Origin of the sequence: Hyphomonas sp. (genome assembly GCF_965284475.1) — a bacterium.
In the GTDB taxonomy this organism is placed as follows: Bacteria; Pseudomonadota; Alphaproteobacteria; order Caulobacterales; family Hyphomonadaceae; genus Hyphomonas.
In genome coordinates this window covers 2,624,769-2,649,293 of the sequence record NZ_OZ260087.1, presented here as the reverse complement: position 1 = coordinate 2,649,293, position 24,525 = coordinate 2,624,769, and the positions used below count along the sequence as shown (strand labels likewise).

Here is a 24,525-nt window from a genome sequence, read left to right as displayed (position 1 = left end):
AGGACCTATTCTTCCTCGATCAGTTGAACCAGCACCATCCCCTCGGCGACCTGCTCTCCGACTGTGCCCGAGACGGCCTCCACGACGCCATCGCGCGGGGCGGAGAGGCTGTGTTCCATCTTCATGGCTTCCATGACGGCGAGCGTGTCGCCGCGCGCGACCGTGTCACCCGCCTTCACGTTCATCGCGATGATCTTGCCGGGCATCGGCGCCTTGACCGAATCGCCGCCGAGCAGGGCTTCGACATCGGCGTCATAGTCCGGTACGTCGACCAGTACACTGTCGCCTGCCGTAGTGACGGCGTAGCGGCGGGGCGAGAGGTCGGTGACGAGGGGCAGCGGCAGGTCCTGATCGACATCGAACTCATTGGGGTCGATCCAGTCGGCATCGCCGCCGACCGCGACCATCACCTTGCGCATCGGTGCGCCATTCATGCGCCAGCCATCCTTCACGTCCCATGGCTGGGCCGCGCCGGAGGCATCAAGCTGGACGTCGCAGACGGCGATGACAGAAGCGTGCTGGTGGGAGTCTGGTGCGGCTGTGAGCGCGTCGCCCTGTTCGGCGATCCAGTTCACGTGGTGGGTGGCGTCAAGGAAGGCATCAGACATGGCGCAGCGGCGCAGGAAGCCGGCATTCGAGGGGACGCCGACAAGCTGGGTATGGGCGAGCGTGTCGATCAGGCGATCGACAGCCTCGTCGCGGTCATCGCCGAAGACGATCAGCTTGGCGATCATGGAATCGTAGGCTGAAGGCACGCGGTCGCCGGTTTCAAAGCCTGTGTCCCAGCGGATCAGATCGCCGTCGACGGGTTCGAGCAGGCCGAATTCGAGGATCAGGCCGGCGCCGGGGCGGAAGCCGTCTGACGGGTCCTCGGCGCAGATTCGGGCCTCGACTGCGTGGCCGCTGAGCGTGATCTCGTCCTGCACAAGGGGCAGTTCGCCGCCGCCAGCGACGTGCAGCTGCCATTCGACCAGATCGGTGCCCGTGACCATTTCAGTGACCGGATGTTCGACCTGCAACCGGGTGTTCATTTCGAGGAACCAGAAACTGTCGACGCTGAGCGGGCGGCTGCCATCGACGATGAACTCGATCGTTCCGGCACCTTCGTATTTCACAGCCTTCGCGAGTTTCACGGCGGCGTCTGTCATCGCGGCGCGAACATCATCCGGCATGCCGGGCGCGGGGGCCTCTTCCAGCACTTTCTGGCGGCGGCGCTGGAGCGAGCAGTCACGCTCGAACAGGTGAACGACATTGCCGTGGGCATCGCCGAAGACCTGGACTTCGATATGGCGCGGCTGTTCGACCAGTTTTTCCAGCATGACGCGGCCATCACCAAAGGCCGCTTCGGCTTCGCGCACGGCGCTTTCCAATTCGTCCTTCAGAGCCGATGCCTTGGAGACCAGACGGATACCCCTGCCCCCGCCGCCTGCGATGGCCTTGATGAGCAGCGGGTAACCGACGTCTTTCGCAGCGGCCGTCAGCGTCTTCAGGTCCTGCGCTTCACCGCGATAGCCGGGCAATACAGGAACGCCTGCTTCCTCGGCAATGCGCTTGGCTTCGTCCTTCAGGCCCATGGACCGGATGGCGGAGGGCGGAGGGCCAACCCAGATGAGGCCGGCATTGCGCACATCCTCGGCAAATTCGGCATTCTCCGACAGGAAGCCGTAGCCGGGATGGATTGCGTCGGCGCCGGTGGCCTTGGCGGCAGCGAGGATGCGGTCTGCGCGCAGGTAGCTGTCGGATGCCGGGGCCGGGCCGATATGCACAGCCTCGTCTGCCTCGCGGACGTGTTTGGCGCGGGCGTCAGGGTCGGAATAGACAGCAATGGTGCGGATGCCGAGGTCGCGGCAGGTGGCCATGATGCGGCAGGCGATTTCGCCGCGATTGGCGATGAGGAGGCTTTTGATCATGGCCGCAGCAAGACCCGATTTTGCCCAAAAAGACAAGTTGCGGGGTCAAGCAATGCGCTGGACGGACCGGGACCGGTGAACTGTTGCGACCAGCACGAAGCTGATAATCATCAAGAGATACCATGAGCCGAGTTTGGCGAGCGACACCATTTCCCAGCCATCCTCCTGCCCCGGATAGGCCCAGGCGCGGGCGAAGGTGCCGAGGTTTTCCGCGAACCAGATGAAGAGCGCGACCAGCAGGAACCCGACGATCAGCGGCATTCTGCGCCAGGCAACATCCGGGCGGAAACGGACCCATGAGCGGCCATAGATCAGGAGGGTGGCTGCGAAGAGAGCGAGGCGCACATCCGGCAGCCAGTGATGGGCGAAGAAGTTCACATAGATGGCGACCGCCAGCAGGCCCTGCAGCCAGAGCGGCGGGAAGTGGGTGAAGCGGAAGGCGAAGATGCGCCAGACGCGGGCAAGATAGGAGCCGACGGCGGCATACATGAAGCCGGAGAAGAGCGGCACGGCGCCGATACGCAGGAAACTCTCCTCGGGATAGATCCAGCTGCCGGCTTGCGTCTTGAAGAGTTCCATTACGGTGCCGACCACGTGGAAAACGAGGATGATCCGGGCCTCTTCCCACGTCTCCAGACCCGACAGGAGCATAATGGCCTGGATGCCGATGGCCGCGATCACAAGGAAGTCGTAGCGCGATACGGGCGCGCCTTCGGGGTAGAACAGGAATGTCGCCAGCAGGAGGGCGAGCATGGCGCCGCCGAACAGGCAGGCCCAGGCCTGCTTGATGCCGAAGGCGAGGAATTCGAACGCCGCCTGACTGACGGGACCGCGCACCCAGCGGGCGTGGAGAGCAGCGCGGGCGTCATGCAGGCGGCGCTGCAAGCGGGTGGCGGGGGGCGGCGTGGGGGTGGACGTCATGCCATGTCCCTCGGCCCGGAAGCAGGCAGGTTTGAGACCGCTCCGGGGTCGTCCGGGGGTGAAATTCCGACTTTGTTACGACTGCTGCGTGTCGTAAGGATTAACCCTAGTCAATCGAGGGGACTAATTATGGCTTATGCTTCGGGAGTTCAGTTGAGCGGTCTTGCCGGCGTCATTGGGGCGGCAGTGGGCGGCTATATCGGCTACACACAGGCCGCCGATGTCAGCAATTTGCCACCCATAGCGGGCGCAATGATTCTGGGCGGCGTCGGCCTTGTTGCAGGCAGCGCCGGGGCGTTCCTGCTGAAGTCGGCGATGCAGTTCGTTATCTATGTCATAATGTTCGGCGTGCTGGTCTATGTCTTCCAGACCCCGATCACCAATATGACAGGGATTAACCCGGTGGCTGCGACACTTGAATTCCTTGGTGACATGGGATTGCCGGTCAAGACCGCGACTGAGAAGCTGATTAGCGAGCCCAATTAGGCTTTCGCTTTTCGAGAAAGGCGGCGATGCCTTCCTTGCCTTCGTCTGACGCCCGGCGGGCAGCAATGCGGCGGGCCGTATCGTGACCGAGATCCTTGTCGATGACCTCGCCGGTGACATCGGCGACAAGCTTCTTGGCATCGGCAATCGCCCCCGGCGCAGCAGCGAAGACAAGGTTGGCGAGATGCTCTTCCATCGCCGTCATGCCGGCCTGGTCGTCCACGACATAGTGAACGAGGCCCATGCGCTCGGCATAGTCGGCATCGAAGGTTTCCGCGGTGACAAACAGGGCGCGGGCCCAGCGCGGGCCGATGGCGTCGATCACATAGGGGCTGATGGTTGCTGGCGTGAGGCCGAGGCGGACTTCGGAGAAACGAAATTTCGTGCCTTTCATGGCGACTGCCACGTCGCAAGCAGCAACGAGGCCTGCACCGCCCCCCATGGCCGCGCCATGCACGAGGGCGAGTGTCATCTGCGGCATGTCGAAGAGTGACTGGAGCATGGCAGCGAGGCGTTCAGCGTCGCGTTCATTGTCTTCCCTGGTGTGGAGTTCGGCGGCCTGTTTCATCCAGTTGAGGTCAGCCCCGGCGGAGAAGGACGGGCCATTGCCGCGCAGGATCATCATCCGGATGGTTTCCTGATCGGCGATCGCGTCGAACGCATCTGTCAGTTCCTCGATGACCAGCGCGTTGAACGCATTGTGCACGTCGGGCCGGTTGAGCGTGACGACCGCGAGGCCTTCCTGCGTCGCTGCAAGACGAATGGTTTCATAGACGGGGTCGGTTACGGTGTCGGTCATGGGATATCCTGACGTTTGATGGGCCGTTCGGTTCCGGCAGCCTGCCGGTAGTGACTGGACGGACGCAAGGCGGGTTTCTCGACACTATGCCAGAGAAGCAGGCTCGCGGCGAATACGATTAATCCCGTAACCATAAAGCCTGCAACAGGCCCGAGCGTGGCAAAAACACCAAGCATCACAAGCGCCTGCAGGATCGGGAAGTGGGTGATGTAGAGGCCATAGCTGATATCGCCGAAGCGGGCAGCGTTGAGGACCGGGCCGGGCATGAAGGCGATGGCGGCAATCAGGCCGGTGAGGCCTGCGGCGCACAAGGGCTCAAGCGCCGAATGCGCGAACGAAGCGGCCGTGAGGACGAGACCTATAACGCCGAACACGTACGGGCGGGCCTTGGCGATGTCCCAAACCTGCCAGAGCGCAATGCCGCTGGCGAAGAAGGCCATCTGGCCGGGCAGCTGGCGGGCGACCATGGCGGCGGCGGGGTGGTCAAAGAAATGGGGCAAGGCAAGGCGCCATGCCTCCCCGCCCGCATAAAGCAGCGCGATGCCGAGCCACCAGAGCGCGCCCATGCGGCGCAGGACGACCGCAATGAACGGCAGGACAACATAGAACATGACCTCGATCTTGAGCGTCCAGAGCGCGCCATTGACCTCGGTGAAGCGGTTCGCCTCGAACAGGCCCGGCAGGTTCGGTGCGAGGAAATTCAGGAAGGTGAGGTTTGCGGCTAGGTAGGCAAGGACGCCGGCAAGATCGCCGCTGAGGATGAGCGAGATGATCGCGGGAATGAGGATGACAGTCGCATAGGCCGGATAGAGCCGCCGGACGCGCTTGCCGGCATAGTCTGACAGGGTTTGCGCGCGGGCGAGCGAGCCGGAGACGAGCGCGCCGGAGGTGATGAAGAAGCCCTGGATTGCGATCTCGGCGCCCTGCCCCAACCAGAGTTCGCCCGGACCGAACGGGTCAATCGCCGTCAGGGCCACGGCGTGGAACACGACGACCATGGAGGCGAAAACCAGACGCAGCAGGTCGAATCGGTTTGTCTGCACGGGCGAAATCCTCCGGCGACACTGGTCACAGCCAGAGGCGGGAAAATCAAGCCTGCGCGTGCCCCGGCCTGTTTAAACGCCTTCGCGGCCGAACACGCGCATATCAGTGCACCAGCGCTTGAACTTGGCTTCATCGACATCGCCCGCACCGCCAAGGATGGTGTGGTGCAGCGGCTTGAAGCCGGACAGGCCGAGGACGCCGCGCTCGAGCGCACGCAGGCTGCCGGCATCCATGCCGAAACGGTAGACCAGGCCGGGCATGCCCATGGTGATGACCGTGCGGGCGGACTTGCCCTTCATCATCTGCTCGGGCCATTTGTGGGCGCTGTCGGAGGCGGCGAGGAAGAATTCTGCGCGCGCCGCCTGTTCGAAGAAGGCCCGCAGCTTGGCTGGCATGCCGCCGAGCCAGAGCGGAAAGGCGATCAGCAGGTGATCAGCCTCTGAGATCTTCCGGCGTTCGTTCAGCACGGGTTCCGGTGGCGGTGTGGCGAAGTCGTCCGGCGTGCTGAGGAAGCCGAAATCGAGACTTCCGACGTTGATGCGCGAGACGGCGTGGTCTTCCTGCACCGCGCCTTCGGCATAGGCATCGCACAGGGCGTGAATGAGGTGCCGGGGGGCCGGGTCCGGGTGGCCGTCGATGATGCAAATCCTTGCCATGGCGGGTCTCCTCTGCGTGCTGTCCCGTGGCAATATGAGCTTCAACAGGCGGGTTTGCTCCATACGGACTTCTCCCTAGGCGGGCGAAATGCAAAGAGGGCCCGCCAGCGGCAGGCCCTCCCCCGGTCCATGTCAAATGCGGTTACTGACTATCAGCCAGATCAATCGCGGACACGGATGTTCCTGTCCTGTCGCCCTGCGCGGCGTATACCGCCTCGTAAAGCTCATCCTCGGTGACGATGCGGTTCTGGTCGAGATCGAATTTGGTGAACTTGGCGATGGCTTCGGACTCGCTGGCGCGGCGCGTGCCGGTCTGATGGGAGACATATTCGTCTTCGGAAATCAGGCCGTCACCATCAAGGTCAAACTGGGTGAAGGACGGCATCTGCCGGGCCTGTGCGGCCGGCGAGGCGGCCATGGCCGCCGCCAGAATGATCGCTGCCTGTCTCACCATGCCGTCTCCTCATTGCCTGCCGGGCCACACCCCTTCAACAACAGACGCTACAGCAAGCCGCCCTTAATTGGGCGTGAAAATCAGTTCACGAACAAGATGTAATGTTCACATCCTGAACACGCCGAAGCCGCGTTCGGGGAATGGGGCGTTTAGGCTGGCGGAGAGGGCGAGGCCGAGGACGCGGCGGGTGTCGGCCGGGTCGATGATGCCATCGTCCCAGAGACGGGCGGTGGAGAAATAGGGGTTGCCTTCGGCCTCGTAGAGATCGCGGATCGGCTGTTTGAAGGCCTCTTCTTCCGGCGCAGGCCAGTCGCCGCCCTTGCGCTCGATGCCTTCGCGCTTGACCGTGGCGAGCACGGACGCGGCCTGCTCGCCGCCCATGACGGAGATGCGGGCGTTCGGCCACATGAACAGGAAGCGGGGGCCATAGGCGCGCCCGCACATGCCGTAATTGCCTGCCCCGAAACTTCCGCCCGTCACCACGGTGAACTTGGGCACGCCGGCGGTGGCAACGGCGGTGACCATCTTGGCGCCGTCCTTGGCGATGCCGCCGGCCTCGTATTTCGAGCCGACCATGAATCCGGTGAGGTTTTGCAGGAAGACGAGCGGGATGCGGCGCTGGTCTGCCAGTTCGATGAAGTGGGCGGCCTTCTGGGCGCTCTCGGAGAAGAGGATGCCATTGTTCGCCAGGATCGCGACGGGCATGCCGTAGAGCCGGGCAAAGCCGCAGACCAGGGTTTCGCCATAGAGCTTCTTGAACTCGTGGAATTCGGAGCCGTCGACCAGGCGCGCGATGACTTCGCGGGCATCATAGGTTTCCTTCAGGTCCGGCGGGACGAGGCCGTGCAGTTCGGCGGGGTCGTAGAGGGGTTCGGCGGGCTCTGTCAGAGTGAAGGGCTGGGGCTTGGGTGTGGCGAGGGTGCGGATGATGGAGCGCACGATGGCGAGCGCGTGGGCATCATGGGCGGCGTAATGGTCAGCGACGCCGGACTGGCGGGCATGGACATCGGCGCCGCCAAGGTCTTCGGCCGAGATGATCTCACCCGTGGCGGCCTTCACCAGCGGCGGGCCCCCGAGGAAGATGGTGCCCTGTTTGCGCACAATGATGGTCTCGTCGCTCATTGCCGGGACGTAGGCGCCGCCAGCGGTGCAGCTGCCCATGACGGCGGCGATCTGGGGGATGCCTTTGGCGCTCATCTGGGCCTGGTTGTAGAAGATGCGGCCGAAATGCTCGCGGTCCGGGAAGATTTCAGACTGGTGGGGCAGGTTTGCGCCGCCTGAGTCCACAAGATAGATGCATGGCAGGTGATTTTCGAGGGCGATCTCCTGTGCGCGCAGGTGTTTCTTGACCGTCATCGGGTAATAGGTGCCGCCCTTCACCGTTGCGTCATTGCACACGATCATGCACTCGCGGCCCTCGATACGGCCGACACCGGTGATGATGCCCGCGCCGGGCGCATCATCATCATACATGCCATTCGCGGCCAGCGCGCCAATCTCGAGGAAGGCGCTGCCCGGATCCACCAGGCGCTCGACACGCTCTCGCGGCAACAGCTTGCCCCGCTCGGTATGGCGCAGGCGCGAAGCCTCCGGCCCGCCCAGCGCTGCCTTCGCGGTCTTTTCCGCCAGTTCGTCCAGAAGTGCCTGCATGGCGGCGCGATTGCGGGCAAAGCCCGGCCCTGCGACGTCGAGACTCGATTTCAATACCGGCATGATGCCTCCCTGATGGGCCTCGTGCCTGCTTAGCGAGGGCCGGGCCCTGTGTCACGCGACTGTAACCCAATATTGAGACTGTCATTGTAGTGTGGCTCTTGGAAGGACCCTACGAAATGGGCATGTTCAAAACCATGAATATCGACGTCACGCCGACGCTGAAGAACATTCCGTTCCTGAAGGATGTACCGGCTCGCGCCATGAAGGCGGCTGGCAAGGAAGCCAAGTGGTTCTCGCTGCCCGCAGGCGGCGCGCTGTTCAAGGCCGGCGAACCCGCAAACTGCATCTATTTCGTCCTGTCGGGATCACTCGGTGCGTTCCATGATGGACCGGAAGGCGCCAGCGACTTCATCGGCCACATCCGCGCCGGTGAACCGGTGGGCGAGATGGCGCTGTTTCTGGGCGGCATTGACCTGGACGGCGATGGCCAGATCAACGACGCTCCGCACACGGGATCGGTCTATGCGATCCGCGATTCGGAAGTCATCGCCATCACCCGCAAGGGATGGGAGCGGATGGTGAAGGCGGAACCGGAACTGCTGGAAGCAATGATCCGCGTGATCCTGCGCCGGGTGGGGCGCGCCGGCCAGCGGTCGACCCGCGCCGCACCGAAAGTGTTCACGCTGGTGGCCACATCTCCCACAATCGACCTGAGTCTGCGGGCCAGGGCGCTTGCGGCCTGCCTCGCCAGTCTTGGCAGTTCCTGTGTCATCATTTCCGAAAAGGAAGGCGACGAGAAGCCCGCGTCCTTCTTCGACGATCTTGAGATGAACCATGACGTCGTGATCCTGGTCTCGACGATTGGTGACAATGCCTGGTTCCGCCTGTCGATCCGCCAGGCCGACCGCATCTGGGTGATGGCCCGGGCCGATGCGCGCCCGTCCATTCCGCTGTTTCCGGATGACAGGTCGCCTGCGCTGGCGCTCAAACTGGTGGACGTCGTGCTGCTGCATCACGGCAATGAACGGCGCGCGGCCAGGCCGTTGGAGTGGCTTCAAGCGTCCGGCGGCAGCCGCGTGTTTCACTGGACCGGGGTTCAGGGACCAAGCTGTGGCAGGCTTGCGCGGATCATGTCGGGCCGGTCGGTTGGCGTGGTCATGTCGGGCGGCGGTGCGCGGGCCTATTCACATATCGGCATGGTGCGCGCGATACGCGAACAGGACATCCCGATTGACTTTGTCGGCGGTTCATCAATGGGCGCCGTCATCGCAGCCTGCGTCGCCATGGGCTGGGACGACAAGGAAATAGACTGGCGCATTCGCAAAGCGTTCGTCGAAACCAATCCGCTGGGAGACTATAACCTGCCTGTGGTAGGCATGGTGAAGGGCCTGCGCGTCAACGCGCGCCTGAAGGAGCATTTCGGAGATACCGAAATCGGCGACCTCGGGATTCCGTTCTTCGCCACATCGACCAATCTGAATTCGGGCACGCTGCGGCTGCACCGGGCAGGCCTGCTGCGCGAAGCCTTGCGCGCGTCGATTTCCCTGCCTGGCATCCTGCCACCTGTCGTGGACGGACATGATGTGCTGGTTGACGGCGCGGTCCTGAACAATTTCCCTGTGGACGTGATGCGCGAGATGCATCGCGGCTATGTTGTTGGCGGTGACGTAACCCAGCAGCCCGAAGGCCTGAATGCCGAGGAATTCATCAATCCACCCAATTTCTTCCGCTGGGTGCTGATGAACGGCTTTTCGGCCGCGCCACCCATTGCCGGCCTGCTCATGCGCGCCGCCACCATACGCGCAGACCGGACCTTCGGACGTGACATGACGGACGTATTGATCCTGCCCGACCTGATCGACACGGAGCTGCGCGACTGGGAAGCCTATGACGCGACCGTCGAAGCGGGCTATGAAGCGGCGAAAAAAGCTTTGGAAACAAGCGACATAAAGCAACACTGCTGCCCGGTTTGATCCTGTTCGTACACACCGCTTCAACGGTCCATTAACCGTAACTGCGGCACTCTGCTTCTCAACTGAGACCGAAACACAATAACCGGTCCGGACCGGAGGAACTGTTTGATGGACGCAGCAATATTCGACCTGCTCCCTTTCACGTGTGTGGAAATATCGCCCATACGGGATGAGGACGGCACAATTGTCGATTTCGTCTGGGAATCTGCAAACGATTCTGCCAATCGCGTCGTTTTGCCGGAGGGCGGTTCGATTGTCGGCCTGCGCGTCTGCGATATCGACCCAGCCTATCGCGAATCAGAGATGTTCTTCGATGCCGTCAAGTGTATCGAGACCGGACAACCCCGGGAACTCGACAATAGCGGACGGCGCCCCAGCCCGCATGGCCGCCTCAGGCACCTGCAGGGAACTGTCATTCGATACATGATGGTGCCCTCGGAAAAGGGCTGCATCATTTTCTCGATCGAGATAACCGATATCATCAATGCGCGCGATGAAGCCTTCGACTCTGTCGAAATGTTCAAGGCCGCCTTTGATCACGCTGTGCAAGGCATCACGCTGACGACAGAGTCAAGCGACATCATCTACGCAAATTCGGCGATTCATGAACTTCTCGGATACGAGCCCGGCGAGATGGTGGGCAAGTCGAGCAGCGAGATCATGCGGCCCGAGGACTACCGCGCCGTGGTAAAAGCCGGGACCCAGATGTGGGGCGGAAAGCTTGACCAGCAAATCATCGACCTGATCCTGATCGGCAAGACCGGAGAGGAAATTGTCGTTTCGAATGCGCTGTCGAGCGTTTATTCCGAAGTGCGCGGCGAACGCATTTACATTTCGCATGCCCGCGATGTGCGCGAAGATCGCAAACTGGCGCATAAGCTGGCATCGGCGGTTCAGAAGGCCGAACTGGCGACCCTGCTGAAGTCTGAATTCCTGGCAAACATGAGCCATGAAATCCGTACACCCCTGAACGGAATTCTCGGCATGGCCCAGGTTTTGGCGAGTTCGGGCCTGGATGATGTACGCGCCGACCAGGTGAATGTCATCCTGGAGTCGGGCAATGCCTTGCTCTCGATATTGAATGACATTCTCGACCTTTCCAAGATCGAAGCAGGTCGCATGGAAGTGACGGTTATCGAGGCCGATCTGCGCCACAAGCTGGACAGGGTCTGCAAGCTTTATGAGCCGACGGCAGACGACAAGGGCCTGAAGCTGAAACTGTTTGTCGATCCGAGCGTTCCGGCAGCATTGACGATTGATCCTGTGCGCGTGCGCCAATGTGTCGGGAACCTGATTTCCAACGCCATCAAGTTCACAGATTCTGGCGATGTCCTGGTCGTGGCCACGGGTCAACCGCTGGCAGACAAAAGGGTGAAAATCACCATTCACATATCGGATACCGGGTGCGGCATTCCCGCCGACAAGGTGGACCGGATTTTCGAATCCTTCGCGCAGGCTGACGGGACGACGACCCGCAAATATGGCGGCACCGGGCTTGGCCTGCCGATTACGAGGCAACTTGCCCAGCTGATGGGGGGAGACGTCTCCGTGGTCAGCGAGCCGGGCAAAGGATCCATCTTCACGTTCACGTTCGAATCCGAAATCGCCGAATCGGTTTCCAGGGATGCGCTGCTGCGCAAGCTCGAACCAGTTGCAACAAGCCCGAAAGCGGCATCCGCTGAAGTAACGCCAAATGCCAGGCGCATTCTGGTGGTTGACGACAATGCGATCAACCGCCGTGTCGCGCGAACGTTTCTTGAACAAAGCGGTTATGAGATCGACGAGGCCCATGACGGCAAGCATGCGCTGGAGAAGCTTGACGGATCTCAATTCGACCTTGTGCTGATGGATATCCACATGCCCGAACTCGATGGACAGCGGGCGTTTGACCAGCTGCGTGCGGGTGAGAGCAGCAATCGCGACGTTCCAGTCATCGCCCTGACAGCAGATTCCATGCGCGGCGACCGGGAGAAATATATCGCACGCGGCTTCAGTGGTTATGTCTCCAAGCCGGTCGATCAGCGCTCGATCCTGTCAGTCGTCGAGGAGGCACTGGCCGGCGGGACAACACTCAGCGAGCGCCGCCGCAGGGCCTGAGCGCGAAGGCAGGATTAGCGTGTCCCGTTCCCACTGGCGAACCTCCTGCCGAACCGTCAGTTCGAGTTCAAAAACACGCTCACCAATTGTCCGGATCTCGCATAGCCCACGCGTGATACGGCCAATGCTGCCCCGGCCATACCGGGAGCCTGCAAAGGCGCGTTGGTTTCGCAGCCGGATTTCCCGGTCTTGCTGGTAGGTGTCGAGACGGGGGCGACCGCATACTCGTCGTCGCTATCGTATTTTGCCTTGTAATTCCGGAGTGTCTGGAGCGGGGAAACGATCTGGGATGCCCAGTATTGGCGCTCAATTTCATAGCACCCGACCATAGACGATGTACTGCCATCTTTGCCGGGACATGCAGCCAGGATCAGGCCCATTCGGCCTTCGCAGAGACCATGATCAATAGCGCCTGTCTGGCGGCAAGCTTCAAACTGCTCGATTGCGGGTGCTTTCAATCATCGGCTGGCGGATTTTCCTCCACATGAACGTCTGCCGTAGAAATCCTCACGCACGCGGCAATCAGAAAAAATCGCGTCACGCAGTCTCTCCGAACAGCTCCCGCCCGATCAGCCAGCGGCGGATTTCCGATGTGCCCGCGCCGATCTCGTAGAGCTTGGCGTCGCGCAGCAGGCGGCCGGTGGGATACTCGTTGATGTAGCCGTTGCCGCCGAGGAGCTGGATGGCGTCAAGCGCGAGCTTCGTGGCGGTCTCTGCCGCATAGAGGATGGCGCCGGCGGCGTCCTTGCGGGCGGTCTCGCCGCGGTCGCAGGCCTTGGCCACGGCATAGACGTAAGCCTTGGCGGCGTTCATCTGCACGTACATGTCCGCGAGCTTGCCCTGCACCAGCTGGAACTCGCCGATCGACTGGCCGAACTGTTTGCGGTCGTGGATATAGGGGATCACAACATCGAGGCAGGCCTGCATGATGCCGGTGGGTCCGGCGGAGAGCACGGCGCGCTCATAGTCGAGGCCGCTCATCAGGATGCGGGCGCCGGCGCCGACCGGGCCCATGACGTTGGCCTCGGGCACTTCGCAATCCTCGAAAACGAGTTCGCCGGTTTCGGAGCCGCGCATTCCGAGCTTGTCGAGTTTCTGGGCGACGGAGAAGCCCTTGAAGCCGCGCTCGATCAGGAAGGCGGTGATACCTTTGGAGCCGGAGGCGGGGTCTGTCTTGGCGTAGACGACAAGCGTATCGGCATCCGGCGCATTGGTAATCCACATCTTCGTGCCGTTGAGGACGTAGTGGTCGCCTTTCTTCTCTGCGCGCAGTTTCATCGACACCACATCGGAGCCGGCGCCGCTTTCGCTCATCGCGAGGGCGCCGAGGTGTTCGCCGGAAATCAGCTTGGGCAGGTAGCGCGCCTTCTGGTCGTCATTGCCCCAGCGCCGCAGCTGGTTGACGCAGAGGTTCGAGTGGGCGCCGTAGGAGAGGCCGACCGAGGCAGAGGCGCGGGAGATTTCCTCCATCGCGACGACATGTTCGAGATAGCCGAGGCCGGTGCCGCCCCATTCCTCTTCGACCGTGATGCCGAGGAGGCCAAGCTCGCCCATCTTTGGCAGGAGATCGCGAGGGAACGTGTCCGTCCGGTCGATCTCGGCGGCGCGGGGCGCGATCTCGTTCTGGGCAAAGTTTTTCACGGTTTCGCGGATCATGTCCGCAGTTTCACCGAGATCGAAGTTCAGCGTGGGATATGTGTTCGGGATCATGTGACCTGACTAGCAGGGCCGGCCCCGGATGTCAGCGGAAAAACCGCCGCGGCGTCATCACGTGCGGCGCGAAAGCGAGCGCATCAGGTAATAGGCCGAGATCACGAGAATCACACCGCTTCCGAGCGAAAGAAGCGGGCCGACGAAAATATCGGATGACCGGTCAGCGAGCCGGTAGGCTTCGCGGAAGAAACGATCAACGCCGAGCAGAAAACCGATCAGGCCGAGGCCAGCGAGCAGTGCAAACGGCCAGCCTTCCCGAAGGACTTCATACCAGGTGTCGTCGTCGTAATTGCCATTCTCCGCCAGCGTGCGCTGAATTTCCTCATCGCTGAGGCGAACCTGTTCGAGGTCGTCAACGATGGTCGGTTCAGCCGGGGGCAACATGCCGCCGCCATGTTCGAGGGGGGAGTTGTAGGGGGACTGATTGGGGGGGCGCGGTGTCCGGCGACGCTCGACACCTTCCGGCGGACCTTTTGCGATATCGATCACGGGAGAGGCCTGCTGGCTGGCTGCAGGATCGGCCAGCGCCGAAACGGCCCGCGTGATCTCGTCAATGCTGGGACCATCCTGCGCTATATCATTGTCGGCGACGGGACGGGTCTGCCCGGAAGCGAGTGAAGCATTCTCGCCGAGGATGCGGGTGAGACGTTCATTGACGGCGCGGGCAGCAGCCTGAGGCGAGGCTTCAGGGGCACTGGTTGTGCTTGCTGTTGCCCGGTCACCGCTGACGCGGGTTTCGACGATGACAGCACGCTCGCGGGGGGCTGCCAGCGAGGCCGCCGCATCGAATTCAGGGTGGACCAAAGCGGACGGCACCGATGCGCGCCCTGCCGGGTGTTCGAGGAAAAGCGCCTTCTCGGCGGCGCGGCGGCGCACCAGAGCGTCGATGACCCTGACTTCACCGTCGACACGGCCCTTGCGCCAAAAGGTCATGGCGTCGGCCGCCTGTAGGCGATCACCGCTATTGAGATGCGCGAGCACGTCCGATGCGGTGAAATCGTCCACGCCAATATTGAAGACAAAGGATACGAGACCATCGAATTCATTCTGGCTGAGCGGCGCAAGGACGCGGTCGATAATCGCCCGCTCGACAGGCAGCAGATCGTGGTGCTGCAGGATCAGTTCGGCGTCGTCACGGTTAACGGAGAGGCCCCTGCGGGCCGTAGCCGTATGGCCGTATCCAATGATCCAGAAGCCGCTTGGAAGGCGGGCTGCACGCGAACGAAAGCCCTCAAAGCTCTTGATGAGCTCGAGCCCTTGCCGAGACGTTCGCATTGGCCGGGCCATACTTATGGCTCCCGTATTGATACAATTGGACTTTTACTATCGCGCAACAGTGCAAAAGGCGCGCCTGTTCGCCTGAGCGGCGAAAGCAGACTGTAAATTGCCCTGATTTACAGCAATACTAGGGATGCCAGCCCGAGAAAGCTGAAGAACGCCATCACATCGGTCAATGTCAGAACGAAAACGGACGAGGCCACTGCAGGGTCGGCGCCCAGGCGCTTGAGGCCAAGTGGAACAAGGATTCCGGACAGACCCGCCCACATAAAGGTGGCCAGCATGGAGGCGGCAATCACAAGCGCGAGCTTCAGGTTCTGGAACCAGATCAGGGCGATGATGCCGACACCGATGGCGAAAATGATTCCGTTTACCAAACCACTGAGAAACTCCCGAACAACGGCCCGGCGAGCGGCGGCGCCATCCAGCTGGCGTTCGGCAATGGCGCGTACAGCAACGGCGAGTCCCTGGCTTCCGGCATTGCCGCCGAGTGCTGCCACGACGGGCATCAGGATGGCTAGGGCCACGATTTCTTTGATTGTCCCTTCGAAGATAGAAATGATGGCGGACGCGATAAAGGCTGAAAACAGATTCACACCCAACCAGGGCGCCCGGGCCATGACCGTGTCCCAAACGGTATCTGACCCGTCAGCCGAGCGCACGTTGAGCAGCGAAAGGAGGTCTTCGGTATGTTCAGACTGGATGACGTCGACCATGTCATCAACCGTAATCATGCCGACCAGCCGGCCTGCCATATCCGTGACGGGCGCAGAGGCGAGCGAGTATTTCTGGAACTGGAAGGCCACCTCCTCCTGATCCATATCGGTCGAGATCGTCGACATGGGATCTTCCATGATGTCCGACAGCGGGGTATCACGCGGCGTGCGCAGCAATGTTGCCAGCGGCACGACACCCGCAAGGCGGTGGGCCGGGTCGATGACATAGACTTCGTAGAAAACTTCCGGCAGGTCAGCGCCCAGGTCGCGCGCATGGTCAATCGCGTGGCCGACGGACCAGAATTCAGGCAGGGCCACGAATTCCGTCTGCATGAGACGGCCAGCGGTTTCTTCCTCATAGGCAAGGCCGCGTTCATACTGGGCCCTGTCAATCGGGGCCAGGTCTTCAAGGATCCGTTCCCGGCGTTCGTCTTCCAGGTCATCAAGGATCGTCGTCGCGTCATCGGAATCAAGTTCGTCGAGCGCATTGACCACTGCATGGTCCGGCAGGACATCAACGGCGCCTTCACGATAGGAATCGCGCAGTTCGATCAGGATGTCCGGCGGCAGCTCTCCGCCAAGCAGACCGACCGCATCCTCGAAAGTGTCATAGGGCAACTGCTCAAGCAGGTCGGCCGCATCGGCCGGGTGCATGCGCTGAAGCATGCGCACCAGCCAGCGTATATCACGCTCCTCGACAGCATCTGCCATATCCGCCAGCAGGGCGGCGTCAATCTCGGCCGCGTCCGGCGTCTTGGGTGATGGCTGCGAAGTATCGGTCATGGCGCTGTTCTTGCCGGTGTTGAAGCGTTTCGGCAAGCGGCGACCTTAGGCCGGTCAGACTTCAGCGATTGTCTCGGGCCGTATCAGTGACAGGGCACTGTAAAGATCCTGTAGGTTCGCCTCGCCGAGTACTTCCTCGATGCGGCTCTGGGCCTTTCGCCAAAGTGGCGCGGCTTCCTTCAGCTTGGCCACGCCCAGCGTTGTCAGAAGCACCCTGCGCCGACGACCCTCGCCCTCATTGCCCCGAAAAACAAGGCCGGCTTTCTCGAGCGGCTTGAGGTTGCGCGACAGGCTGGTGCGCTCAATGTCCAGCATCTGAGCGACGTCCGAGATGGATTCCGGCTCGTAGCGTTTGATCATGTTCAGAAGCCCGAATTGTGTGATCGTTATTCCCGCCGGGCGCAATGCATCATCATAGTGACGGGTAACAACTCGGGTCGCCCTGAGCAGGCGTGCTGCGGTGCAGGGCGAGTATGGTTCAAGTTTATCCGGTGGTGTCATCATATGAAGTGCATATACAGCTTTACGTCGTGACATCAATAGTCTTGCGGCTGACACTGCATTCCTGTTAGAGAATCTTGGTTGACATCTCCTTATCGTGTATATACACACATATATTCTTCTGTGTGTCGCGTATTCCTGAAGCTATCAGCCAGCCCTCCGTTTACCGACATGCCACTCCCCGTCTGACCCGTCCGGTCAGACGGGGCCTTTTGATCGCGTATGGCCATTTGTTGGCCTATTGTCGTGTATATACACATTTAGAAAGACCAGACACATGAAACCTCTTGCCTTCCTCCTCCCCGCTGCCCTGCTGTTCACCATGCCCATCCTTACAGCCAATGCTGGCGCCACTGTGTACCATGCCGGCGGCACCAAGGCGGAGACCTGCGCTGCTCGCGTTGCCGACCCGGAAGAGCGGTCAGCCCTTGTTCTGCGCCTCTGCGAAAACGCACTTCTTGACCAAGGGCTGACACAGGCCAGCCACGCGGCCACGCTGGCCAATGCCGGAATCATGAAAATGCGCCGAGGTGACCTCGACGCAGCCCTTGTTGATTTCGAGACAGCCCGCGCTCTCGGTGCCGCCACGCCAGACATTGCCATCAACCTTGGCGCAGTACTCGTTCGCCTCGGCAGGTTTGAAGAAGCTGTCGATGTATTGTCAGATCCTGAAGCAATTTCGGTGGAGCGCAGGCATGTGGCTTTTTATAACCGTGCCATAGCCCATTGGGCGCTGGATAACCTGCCCCGCGCCTATGAAGACCTTACGGCTGCCACGGAAATGAAGTCAGACTATACCGCAGCACATGTATTGCTGCAAAATTTCCATGTTGCAGAGGCCAAATGACGGCGATTACCGCGTGTCAGCATCAAGAATGCGCTTTGTCTCGGAAACGAGCATGCGTTTCTCCTCGGCTATAATGCTCTCGACGGCGAACGCCGCATCGGGCACGGCTCCGGGATCCTCATTATAGTCCTTCAGGCCGTAGTCTGCGCCGACAAATTCCCGCACCCAGTTCGCGAGCGGACCCTGCGTGCGGGCGCATGCCGCGAGCAGTTCGGCGAGCACCTGGCGCTGTGCCAGCAAGCGGCCCTCCTGATTGGCGTTCGTTATCGTTGCCATTTCATCATCTCCCTATCGATATGAAAGAGGCCGATGCCAGTGGCACCGGCCTCGAATACCATGGTCATCGAACTTAGATGATGGGCGTCCAATAAGGTGTCTGCCCATAGTGGGAATAGACCGAGGCCCCGAATGTCCGGTCTTTCAGGCGATCATAATCGCCAGCGTCCATTGTTGGTGCGCGTTCCAGCTGGTCCTTTGACAGGTGGACGACATACCCGTCCTTGTCTTCGTCATAGGCCAGTGTCTGCCATGGCAGAGGGTGGCGTTTCTCGCCAATGCCGAGAAACCCGCCGAACGACATGACGGCATATGCAACCTTGCCATGCTCCTTGTCGAGCATAAGGCAATCGACCGAACCGAGCTTGTCGCCCTCGGCGTTGAAGACAGTCGTGCCTTCGACCCGTTCGGAGCTGATCAGTGGATTGGCGGATTTTTCGAGTGTGGTGGTCATGATTTGGTCTCCTTGCTTGAATGGCCAGGCTCCAGCCCTCGCCAAATCAACGGACGGGCCGGCAGACCGTTCCGAAGCTGCACGGGAATTTCATGCTGCATGCACTGTAAAACACCGGACGTGCGCCGGAACATTTTTGAGGACCGCCAGTTCATTCGGCATGACACGCCAGCTTTTCACTCACGCCGACCGCCCCCGCCCTGGACTTCGCAACCGGAGTGGAAACATTGCCAGCCTGATGCACATCCTCTCAACCGGGAACCTTCGCACGGCTGCCGCCATGTTGTTGGCGGGCATCGTATGCGTTTGGACCTGCGTGCAGAAGCGGGCAACGGGCAAGTATGGCGTGCGCCGCCGCCAGGTTCTGCTGCTTACCTGCAAGACATCACGTCGTTGACCCAGCCTTTTCGCGCCGGTCCCACCCACGCATGTAAAGCGGAAATCCTGCGCCGTCAGAAACGACCTCATTGGTGCGGTCAAGAGGACTCGATACGCATACTTTTATTGATTATTTTCAACGTATTATGAAGATCGAGGCACCCATTTGTAGCACAATTTGTGCGCAATTTGTAGCACAACGGACGCACCATTTTGTCCCAGCAGTTCCGGTTCTTCGACAGCGATCAGCATGGCGATGGGCGGCGAAGACGGAATGATTCCATCGTGACATGCATTTTGGTGATCTCACCCTGAAACATCGTCTGCAATTGGCGCGCAGCGCGTTCGTCAAGCGATTGCGTCCAACAACACTGCTGGCTTCGCTGCCAGGTCATCGAGCCCGTCTGGCTATCAAACGGAAACCGAAAGGCCTTGGGGATGCGCGGCGAGAATGCACTGATCAAATGCGAGAACGAAGTAGACAGGGTCGCTGTCAGCCTCATCATAAGTAATATTATAGTGGTATTTTTAACCAATATCCTATAGAATTACTCTTATGATATCACTTTTAACACCAAACAAAGCTCTAGAGACTCTCGCCGGTAATGTGCAGGCGCGGCGCCTGGATATGGGGCTGACGCAGGCCGGACTTTCGTCCCGCTCTGGCGTGCCGCTTTCCACACTGCGCAAGTTTGAGCAAACGGGCGCGGCCTCAATAGAGGTGCTATGCAAGCTGTTGATGGTTGTGGGCGGGCTGGAGGATGTCGTTGAGGCGAGCGCCCCGAAGCAAAGTGACTTCACCACCATTGATGAGGTTCTGAAAGCGGACGGTAAACCCAAACGCAAACACGGGTGGCGATCATGAGCTTCACCCCTGTGAGCACGGTCAATGTCGGTATCGATTTTGGAGGCGGACCTTCGCCGGTTGGTCGCCTGGCCGTCCGCGCGCGGAAAATTTACTTCGAATATGATCGCGGCTTTACTGCGCGCGGTCTTGAACTCTCGCCCTTGCAGTTGCCTCTGCAGCCAGGACTTCAGAGCTTTGATACGCTGTTGTTCGAAGGACTGCCTGGCGCGTTCAATGACAGTCTGCCCGATGGTTGGGGTCGATTGCTGCTCGACCGCGCCATGCGGGCCGAAGGAATTTTGCCCGAGCAGCCAAGCCCGCTTGATCGGCTGGCGTGTGTCGGCAGCACGGGCATGGGCGCTCTGGTCTATGAGCCGGACAAGGGGCCTGAGGCGGCCGGTGAGGCCATCGACCTCAACCTTCTGGCAGGACAGGCGCAGGCCGTTCTGGAAGGTCAGGCGGATGAGGTACTGGCCGAGCTTATCTCCCTGAATGGATCTTCTGCCGGAGCGCGTCCCAAGGCGATGATCGGCTACAACCCGGCTACGGGCGCGATAATACACGGGAACATCGACCTGCCGGACGGCTTTGAACACTGGCTGGTGAAGTTTCCGAACACGCAAGACGGCCTCGATGCCGGCGCAATTGAATATGTTTATGCGCAGATGGCCAAAAGCGCAGGATTGGAGATGATGGAGGCGCATCTCTTCCCCGCCCGAAAGGGTGCAGGGTTCTTTGCGACGCGGCGGTTCGACCGAAAGCATGGAAGGCGCCTGCATGCGCATACGGCTTCTGGCTTATTTCATGCCGATCACCGTACACCCTCGCTCGACTATGAAGACCTGATGGCATTGAGCATGCGGCTCACACGCGATATTCGCGAAGCTGAGGAGATGTTCCGACTCGCAGCGTTTAACGTGCTGGCTCATAACCGTGATGATCACGCGAAAAATTTCACCTTCCTGATGGATGAGCGCGGCGATTGGCGGCTCTCCCCTGCCTACGATCTGACTTTTTCTGCAGGTCCGGGCGGTGAACAGACAACGATGGTTCTGGGGGAAGGAAAAGCACCGGGCACGGAGCATTTGTTGAAGCTCGGACTGGATGCTGACTTGGCAGCAAGCCGCATTCAGGAGATCATCACGCAAACGCGCGATGCACTCGCGCAATGGAGCAATCTGGCAAAAGCGCACGGCGTGCGCCCCGCTAATATTAAACTGATCGAAGAGCGGATTTCTGGCGCGAGATAGCGGTCCAGAGATTGGGTGCTTTGCCTCTGTAATATCAGATAATCCGTTCCCCGTCAGCGACCATGGGCTGGCTGGGGCGCAATCCTGAAAATAAGGTGAGCGAAACAATTTATGTTTTGGGCCGGAAGCTCACGCGGAAAAAAATGCTTCGGTTGACTGGAGCAGTATCACGCACCCCCCAGGATGGCGCTTGGCATCGTGAACGATGAATGGTTTCTGGCCGCGAGTTTGGCAGAAAAGACCGGTTTCGGTAAAGAGCAACGCATATGCCGCGATATCGTCTTCGGCAGAACTCGCGCCGGGCAGCACCCCCAGAGCTGCTAGCCCGGAGCAGGAGGTGACAAACACGGCGTTGACGTATCTATAGTTGAGGCATGGAAGACACGATCACGATCGCGATTTTGGCGACGATTTTTCTGGGGGCGTTTTTCGACGCCTGGCTCGTGACGTGTCTCTTTGTCTTTGGTGAAGCCGTGTTCCTGCTGGCAGGAGGGCTTGCTTACACATCAGGATCATTTCTCCCAATTCTTGCAGCCTATGGAGGGGCCTATGCCGCAGATCAGTGCAGCTATGGTATGGGCCGTTTCTCCCGGCGCTCGTTCAGGCGCTTCGCACTCAAGACCGCGCGTCGTCGCAGGATTATCCGGCGGGCTGGCGCCTTGCTTGAAAAGCGTGGCATTGTGATGATTGCCGCCAGTCGCTTCATGGGCCCGATCGCGTGGATCACGCCCCCTCTGGCGGGCAACCTGTCGATGCCGTATTCCAGGTTTTCCCTTGGCTCCCTGATTGGTGTCGTGCTGGGTGTCGGGCAATTTCTGGTGCTCGGCTGGCTCGGCGCCTATTCCGCTGAACGGGGCGGGTTCGATCCGAAAACATTTCTCGAGACGCATTTCTGGACGCTGTTCATAGGCGGGCAGTGCCTGCTTCTTTCGCTCGCACTCCTGTGGCGCCTGGTCACCTCCTGGCGACGCCCCGATCCAGCTGGGACAGGATAAGCGCCGCAAGATCACTGGCACCGGAATGGGCCATGGCATCATTCTGCACCATCTCGGCCTGCTTGCGGCACGCAGGCGACACAGCAAACTCAATCGCGTCTGCAACATGCCGGCTCGCAAGTCCCCGAACAGGCAATGGCCCCGGAGCGACGCCAAGCTGTTTCAGCCGGTCAGAAAACCAGAACTGGTCCAGGAAATGGGGTTGCAGGATTTGTGGCACGCCCGCGCGCAGGGCCGTGTCAGACGTACCCGCGCCACCATGATGAATCACTGCGGAGCAGTGACGGAACACCTGATCATGAGGTTCGTGATCAACCACATAAAACCGGTCCGAAAGCCGCGCCGCATCGTTCACCATCGATTTCGCGACCAGGCCCCGACATCCAAGCTGCTCCACACTTTCAATCGCCTCGCCGAGCACATGGTTGCCATGGGCTGCTGCCAGCGAACCGAGGCCAATGTAAACAGGCGCCGATCCTGCGGCGAGGAAACGTCTCAAACCAGGGCTCAGCGCATCGGGCCTGGACGGCCTGAGTGACGGGTAGGCTGTGAGAAAATCGTGCGGCCCCCAGTCTTGCGGCCGCTCGCGCATGATGGGCCAGGGAATCGTGGATATCTTCGGCAATGGACGACCGAGATGCATACGCATATCGGAAAAGCGCGGTTGGTTGGACAGACCAAGGGATTTGCGATGTTTGCTCAGTGTGACGCCGATCACCCTGTTTGCCAGATTTATCATGAGATAACTGGCGCGATTGAGGCGCTCGCCATGCCACGGACGCCACGTCATTGCACATGGCTCCTGCCGCGTCGGACTCAGGACAGGCTGCTGGCCTGTCAGGATAAAGGGGATTCCCTCTGCTTCTGCTGCAACCCGCGCCGGCGCGCAGATGAGATTGCCCATGACGACATCGGCTTTGTCAGCGGCACTCAGGCAACGCGCCATCACGTCATTGATATGAGGCTGGATCATTTCACTCCAGTCGCGGAAAAAGGAGATGGGCCCGCCCAGCGTTCCACGCGTGGCTGCCTCTTCCATCCACGCATCCAGGGAAAAGTCAGCGGTTTCGGCAACTGCGATACCGTGTGACGCGATGAGTGCCGAGAAGTCACGCGGTGCAAGGATCGAAACGTCGACCCCCTGTTCCTTCAGGACCAATGCTGTCGATATATAGGGCATGACATCGCCAAGCGACCCTAATACCTGGATCGAGACTTTCACACGGCCTCCCCCTTCATGTCGACCAGTACGCGGCGCCGTTTCCGGGGGCCTTCATCACCGAAGGCGCGCACCATGCTGACAAGGTGCGGATGAAGACCCGCCTCTGAAAACAAAGCCTGCAAGGCCGCCGCGGCGCCTTTCAGTAGCGTTTCATGCGCCGGCGGCAATTCTATCCTGATCTCGTTCGCGGCCGTCTGGGTTACCTGATATTCCAGGATGGAGCGATCCGAGTTCAACACGGCATTGCGAATGATGTCCGGCGTGATGGTCACGCGCTTTCCGTCACGGCTCACAAGACTGAAAGCATCATCCTGGCGTCCGACAATCTGCCTGATACCAAGCTGCGGCGAACCGCAGGCGCAGGTCCGATCGTCGAGCTCTATCAGGTCATTCATGCGATAGCGGAGCATTATCTGTGTGCGACGCGTGAAATCCGTTATGAGCGGCGTCCTGAGCTCTCGGCTGCCTTCCACCGGCTCCCACTCGAACATCACATGATCCTCGACAAGGTGGGGTGTACCGAACGGGCAAGAGATGGCGAACAGGCCTTCGGATGCCATGTAAATTTCCCGCACGCACAAACCAAAGCGTGCCTCGATGATTGCCCTGTCTGCACAATCCAGAACTTCGGCGCCTGAGAAAATCTGTCGCGGGGCCAGGGGCGTGTCAGCCTGTGCCAGGGCAGTCAGGACACGCGGCGGCGCGACGATCACGGTGGGCTTGTACGCGGTGACCGGCTTGATCTGCCTCTCCACACCTGAACCCAGGTCAAAGAATTTCAGGTTCAGGCGCTGACTTTCGTTCGCCGAGTCATAGAGACGGCTGGTCTGTGGCAAGATGACGGCGACACGCTCACGCTGTGTCAGAAGGTCTGGAAAGGCGCGCGAAAGCATGACACCCAGCCACACGTAGCGCTCAGCATCAGACACGACATACAGTCCCCTGTTGCCACTTGTACCGGTACTGGCGCCGACCGCGTAACCCCTCGGGGCGACTTCCATACCATCGAAGATACGCCAACCTCTGTCAGCTCCCAGTCCCAGGCGATTGTAGGATGCGAAGCTTTCCATCAATTGCGCCTTGTCCATCACGGGCGCCTGGCAGAGCCTGTCGAAACTGGTTTGGCTATAGGCACTCACCCGCGGCACCTGATCTCGAAGGAAACGTGCAATTCTGCGCTTTTGAAAGGCATCGAGCTTTGACCGCGTGTTCAGGCGGGACATCCTGATGCGCGCACGTGCGAAGGCCGCCAGAGTCAATACCTGCGGCATG

The 24,525-nt window shown here is 60.6% G+C and carries 24 protein-coding genes; 8 read left to right on the top strand and 16 right to left on the bottom strand.

Features of this window, described 5'->3' with window-relative positions; genetic code table 11:
* Positions 1–5: 5 nt before the first annotated feature.
* Positions 6–1,910, bottom strand: a complete 1,905-nt coding sequence (locus ACQ66M_RS13000; protein ID WP_430404371.1) for an acetyl/propionyl/methylcrotonyl-CoA carboxylase subunit alpha — start codon at positions 1,908–1,910, stop codon at positions 6–8.
* Between the two features lie 45 nt (positions 1,911–1,955).
* Positions 1,956–2,831 carry a DUF817 domain-containing protein gene (locus ACQ66M_RS12995; RefSeq protein WP_430404369.1) on the bottom strand — a complete coding sequence of 292 codons (876 nt, stop codon included), beginning with the start codon at positions 2,829–2,831 and terminating at the stop codon, positions 1,956–1,958.
* A gap of 129 nt (positions 2,832–2,960) precedes the next feature.
* Here ACQ66M_RS12995 and ACQ66M_RS12990 point away from each other — a divergent pair, with 129 nt between their 5' ends.
* Positions 2,961–3,317 carry a hypothetical protein gene (locus ACQ66M_RS12990; protein WP_430404367.1) on the top strand — a complete coding sequence of 119 codons (357 nt, stop codon included), beginning with the start codon at positions 2,961–2,963 and terminating at the stop codon, positions 3,315–3,317.
* On the opposite strand, the gene ACQ66M_RS12985 is transcribed toward ACQ66M_RS12990, so the two are convergent.
* The 5 genes from ACQ66M_RS12985 to ACQ66M_RS12965 all read right to left on the bottom strand — a co-directional run bounded on the left by ACQ66M_RS12985 (position 3,301) and on the right by ACQ66M_RS12965 (position 7,983).
* Positions 3,301–4,116 (bottom strand): enoyl-CoA hydratase-related protein, encoded by an 816-nt coding sequence (locus ACQ66M_RS12985; protein WP_430404365.1) that lies wholly within the window; start codon positions 4,114–4,116, stop codon positions 3,301–3,303. The genes ACQ66M_RS12990 and ACQ66M_RS12985 overlap by 17 nt on opposite strands.
* Positions 4,113–5,159 carry an acyltransferase family protein gene (locus ACQ66M_RS12980; RefSeq protein WP_430404363.1) on the bottom strand — a complete coding sequence of 349 codons (1,047 nt, stop codon included), beginning with the start codon at positions 5,157–5,159 and terminating at the stop codon, positions 4,113–4,115. The genes ACQ66M_RS12985 and ACQ66M_RS12980 overlap by 4 nt, the downstream gene beginning before the upstream one ends.
* Positions 5,160–5,231: 72 nt before the next feature.
* Complete coding sequence (locus ACQ66M_RS12975) at positions 5,232–5,816, bottom strand: NAD(P)H-dependent oxidoreductase (protein WP_430404361.1); 585 nt, start codon at positions 5,814–5,816, stop codon at positions 5,232–5,234.
* A gap of 142 nt (positions 5,817–5,958) precedes the next feature.
* Positions 5,959–6,270, bottom strand: coding sequence for a hypothetical protein (locus ACQ66M_RS12970; RefSeq protein WP_430404359.1), 312 nt, complete (start codon positions 6,268–6,270; stop codon positions 5,959–5,961).
* Between the two features lie 105 nt (positions 6,271–6,375).
* Positions 6,376–7,983, bottom strand: coding sequence for a carboxyl transferase domain-containing protein (locus ACQ66M_RS12965; RefSeq protein ID WP_430404357.1), 1,608 nt, complete (start codon positions 7,981–7,983; stop codon positions 6,376–6,378).
* A 116-nt stretch (positions 7,984–8,099) separates the two neighbouring features.
* Here ACQ66M_RS12965 and ACQ66M_RS12960 point away from each other — a divergent pair, with 116 nt between their 5' ends.
* On the top strand, positions 8,100–9,896 hold the full coding sequence (locus ACQ66M_RS12960; RefSeq protein WP_430404355.1) for a patatin-like phospholipase family protein: 1,797 nt from the start codon (positions 8,100–8,102) through the stop codon (positions 9,894–9,896).
* A gap of 108 nt (positions 9,897–10,004) precedes the next feature.
* Positions 10,005–11,993, top strand: coding sequence for an ATP-binding protein (locus tag ACQ66M_RS12955; RefSeq protein ID WP_430404353.1), 1,989 nt, complete (start codon positions 10,005–10,007; stop codon positions 11,991–11,993).
* Between the two features lie 56 nt (positions 11,994–12,049).
* Here ACQ66M_RS12955 and ACQ66M_RS12950 read toward each other — a convergent pair whose 3' ends face one another.
* The 5 genes from ACQ66M_RS12950 to ACQ66M_RS12930 form a co-directional block, all read right to left on the bottom strand.
* A complete protein-coding gene (locus tag ACQ66M_RS12950) occupies positions 12,050–12,373 on the bottom strand; it encodes a hypothetical protein (RefSeq protein WP_430404351.1) in 324 nt (107 codons plus the stop codon).
* A 157-nt stretch (positions 12,374–12,530) separates the two neighbouring features.
* The gene (locus tag ACQ66M_RS12945; protein ID WP_430404349.1) at positions 12,531–13,703 is read right to left on the bottom strand and encodes an isovaleryl-CoA dehydrogenase; all 1,173 of its coding nucleotides are present in this window, start codon (positions 13,701–13,703) and stop codon (positions 12,531–12,533) included.
* 57 nt (positions 13,704–13,760) lie between these two features.
* Complete coding sequence (locus tag ACQ66M_RS12940; RefSeq protein WP_430404347.1) at positions 13,761–14,993, bottom strand: glycoside hydrolase family protein; 1,233 nt, start codon at positions 14,991–14,993, stop codon at positions 13,761–13,763.
* 107 nt (positions 14,994–15,100) lie between these two features.
* Complete coding sequence (gene mgtE / locus ACQ66M_RS12935; protein ID WP_430404345.1) at positions 15,101–16,483, bottom strand: magnesium transporter; 1,383 nt, start codon at positions 16,481–16,483, stop codon at positions 15,101–15,103.
* A gap of 54 nt (positions 16,484–16,537) precedes the next feature.
* Complete coding sequence (locus tag ACQ66M_RS12930) at positions 16,538–16,984, bottom strand: MarR family winged helix-turn-helix transcriptional regulator (protein ID WP_430405171.1); 447 nt, start codon at positions 16,982–16,984, stop codon at positions 16,538–16,540.
* Positions 16,985–17,261: 277 nt separating this feature from the next.
* On the opposite strand from ACQ66M_RS12930, the gene ACQ66M_RS12925 reads away from it, so the two are divergent.
* Positions 17,262–17,831, top strand: a complete 570-nt coding sequence (locus ACQ66M_RS12925) for a hypothetical protein (protein WP_430404343.1) — start codon at positions 17,262–17,264, stop codon at positions 17,829–17,831.
* Positions 17,832–17,837: 6 nt separating this feature from the next.
* Here the strand turns inward: ACQ66M_RS12925 and ACQ66M_RS12920 are convergent, their stop codons facing one another.
* The gene (locus ACQ66M_RS12920; RefSeq protein ID WP_430404341.1) at positions 17,838–18,107 is read right to left on the bottom strand and encodes a hypothetical protein; all 270 of its coding nucleotides are present in this window, start codon (positions 18,105–18,107) and stop codon (positions 17,838–17,840) included.
* Between the two features lie 73 nt (positions 18,108–18,180).
* Positions 18,181–18,561 carry a PRC-barrel domain-containing protein gene (locus ACQ66M_RS12915; protein WP_430404339.1) on the bottom strand — a complete coding sequence of 127 codons (381 nt, stop codon included), beginning with the start codon at positions 18,559–18,561 and terminating at the stop codon, positions 18,181–18,183.
* A gap of 160 nt (positions 18,562–18,721) precedes the next feature.
* On the opposite strand from ACQ66M_RS12915, the gene ACQ66M_RS12910 reads away from it, so the two are divergent.
* The 4 genes from ACQ66M_RS12910 (at position 18,722) to ACQ66M_RS12895 (ending at position 22,031) form a co-directional block, all read left to right on the top strand.
* Entirely contained in the window at positions 18,722–18,958 is a 237-nt protein-coding gene (locus ACQ66M_RS12910) for a hypothetical protein (RefSeq protein ID WP_430404337.1), read from the top strand.
* Between the two features lie 537 nt (positions 18,959–19,495).
* Positions 19,496–19,804 (top strand): helix-turn-helix domain-containing protein, encoded by a 309-nt coding sequence (locus tag ACQ66M_RS12905; RefSeq protein WP_430404335.1) that lies wholly within the window; start codon positions 19,496–19,498, stop codon positions 19,802–19,804.
* Positions 19,801–21,036 (top strand): type II toxin-antitoxin system HipA family toxin, encoded by a 1,236-nt coding sequence (locus ACQ66M_RS12900; RefSeq protein ID WP_430404333.1) that lies wholly within the window; start codon positions 19,801–19,803, stop codon positions 21,034–21,036. Before ACQ66M_RS12905 ends, ACQ66M_RS12900 begins: the two co-directional genes overlap by 4 nt.
* A gap of 374 nt (positions 21,037–21,410) precedes the next feature.
* The gene (locus ACQ66M_RS12895; RefSeq protein ID WP_430404331.1) at positions 21,411–22,031 is read left to right on the top strand and encodes a DedA family protein; all 621 of its coding nucleotides are present in this window, start codon (positions 21,411–21,413) and stop codon (positions 22,029–22,031) included.
* On the opposite strand, the gene ACQ66M_RS12890 is transcribed toward ACQ66M_RS12895, so the two are convergent.
* Both ACQ66M_RS12890 and ACQ66M_RS12885 read right to left on the bottom strand, forming a co-directional pair.
* Positions 21,991–23,253, bottom strand: coding sequence for a glycosyltransferase (locus ACQ66M_RS12890; protein WP_430404329.1), 1,263 nt, complete (start codon positions 23,251–23,253; stop codon positions 21,991–21,993). The genes ACQ66M_RS12895 and ACQ66M_RS12890 overlap by 41 nt on opposite strands.
* Complete coding sequence (locus ACQ66M_RS12885; RefSeq protein WP_430404327.1) at positions 23,250–24,524, bottom strand: F390 synthetase-related protein; 1,275 nt, start codon at positions 24,522–24,524, stop codon at positions 23,250–23,252. Before ACQ66M_RS12885 ends, ACQ66M_RS12890 begins: the two co-directional genes overlap by 4 nt.
* Position 24,525 lies beyond the last annotated feature (1 nt).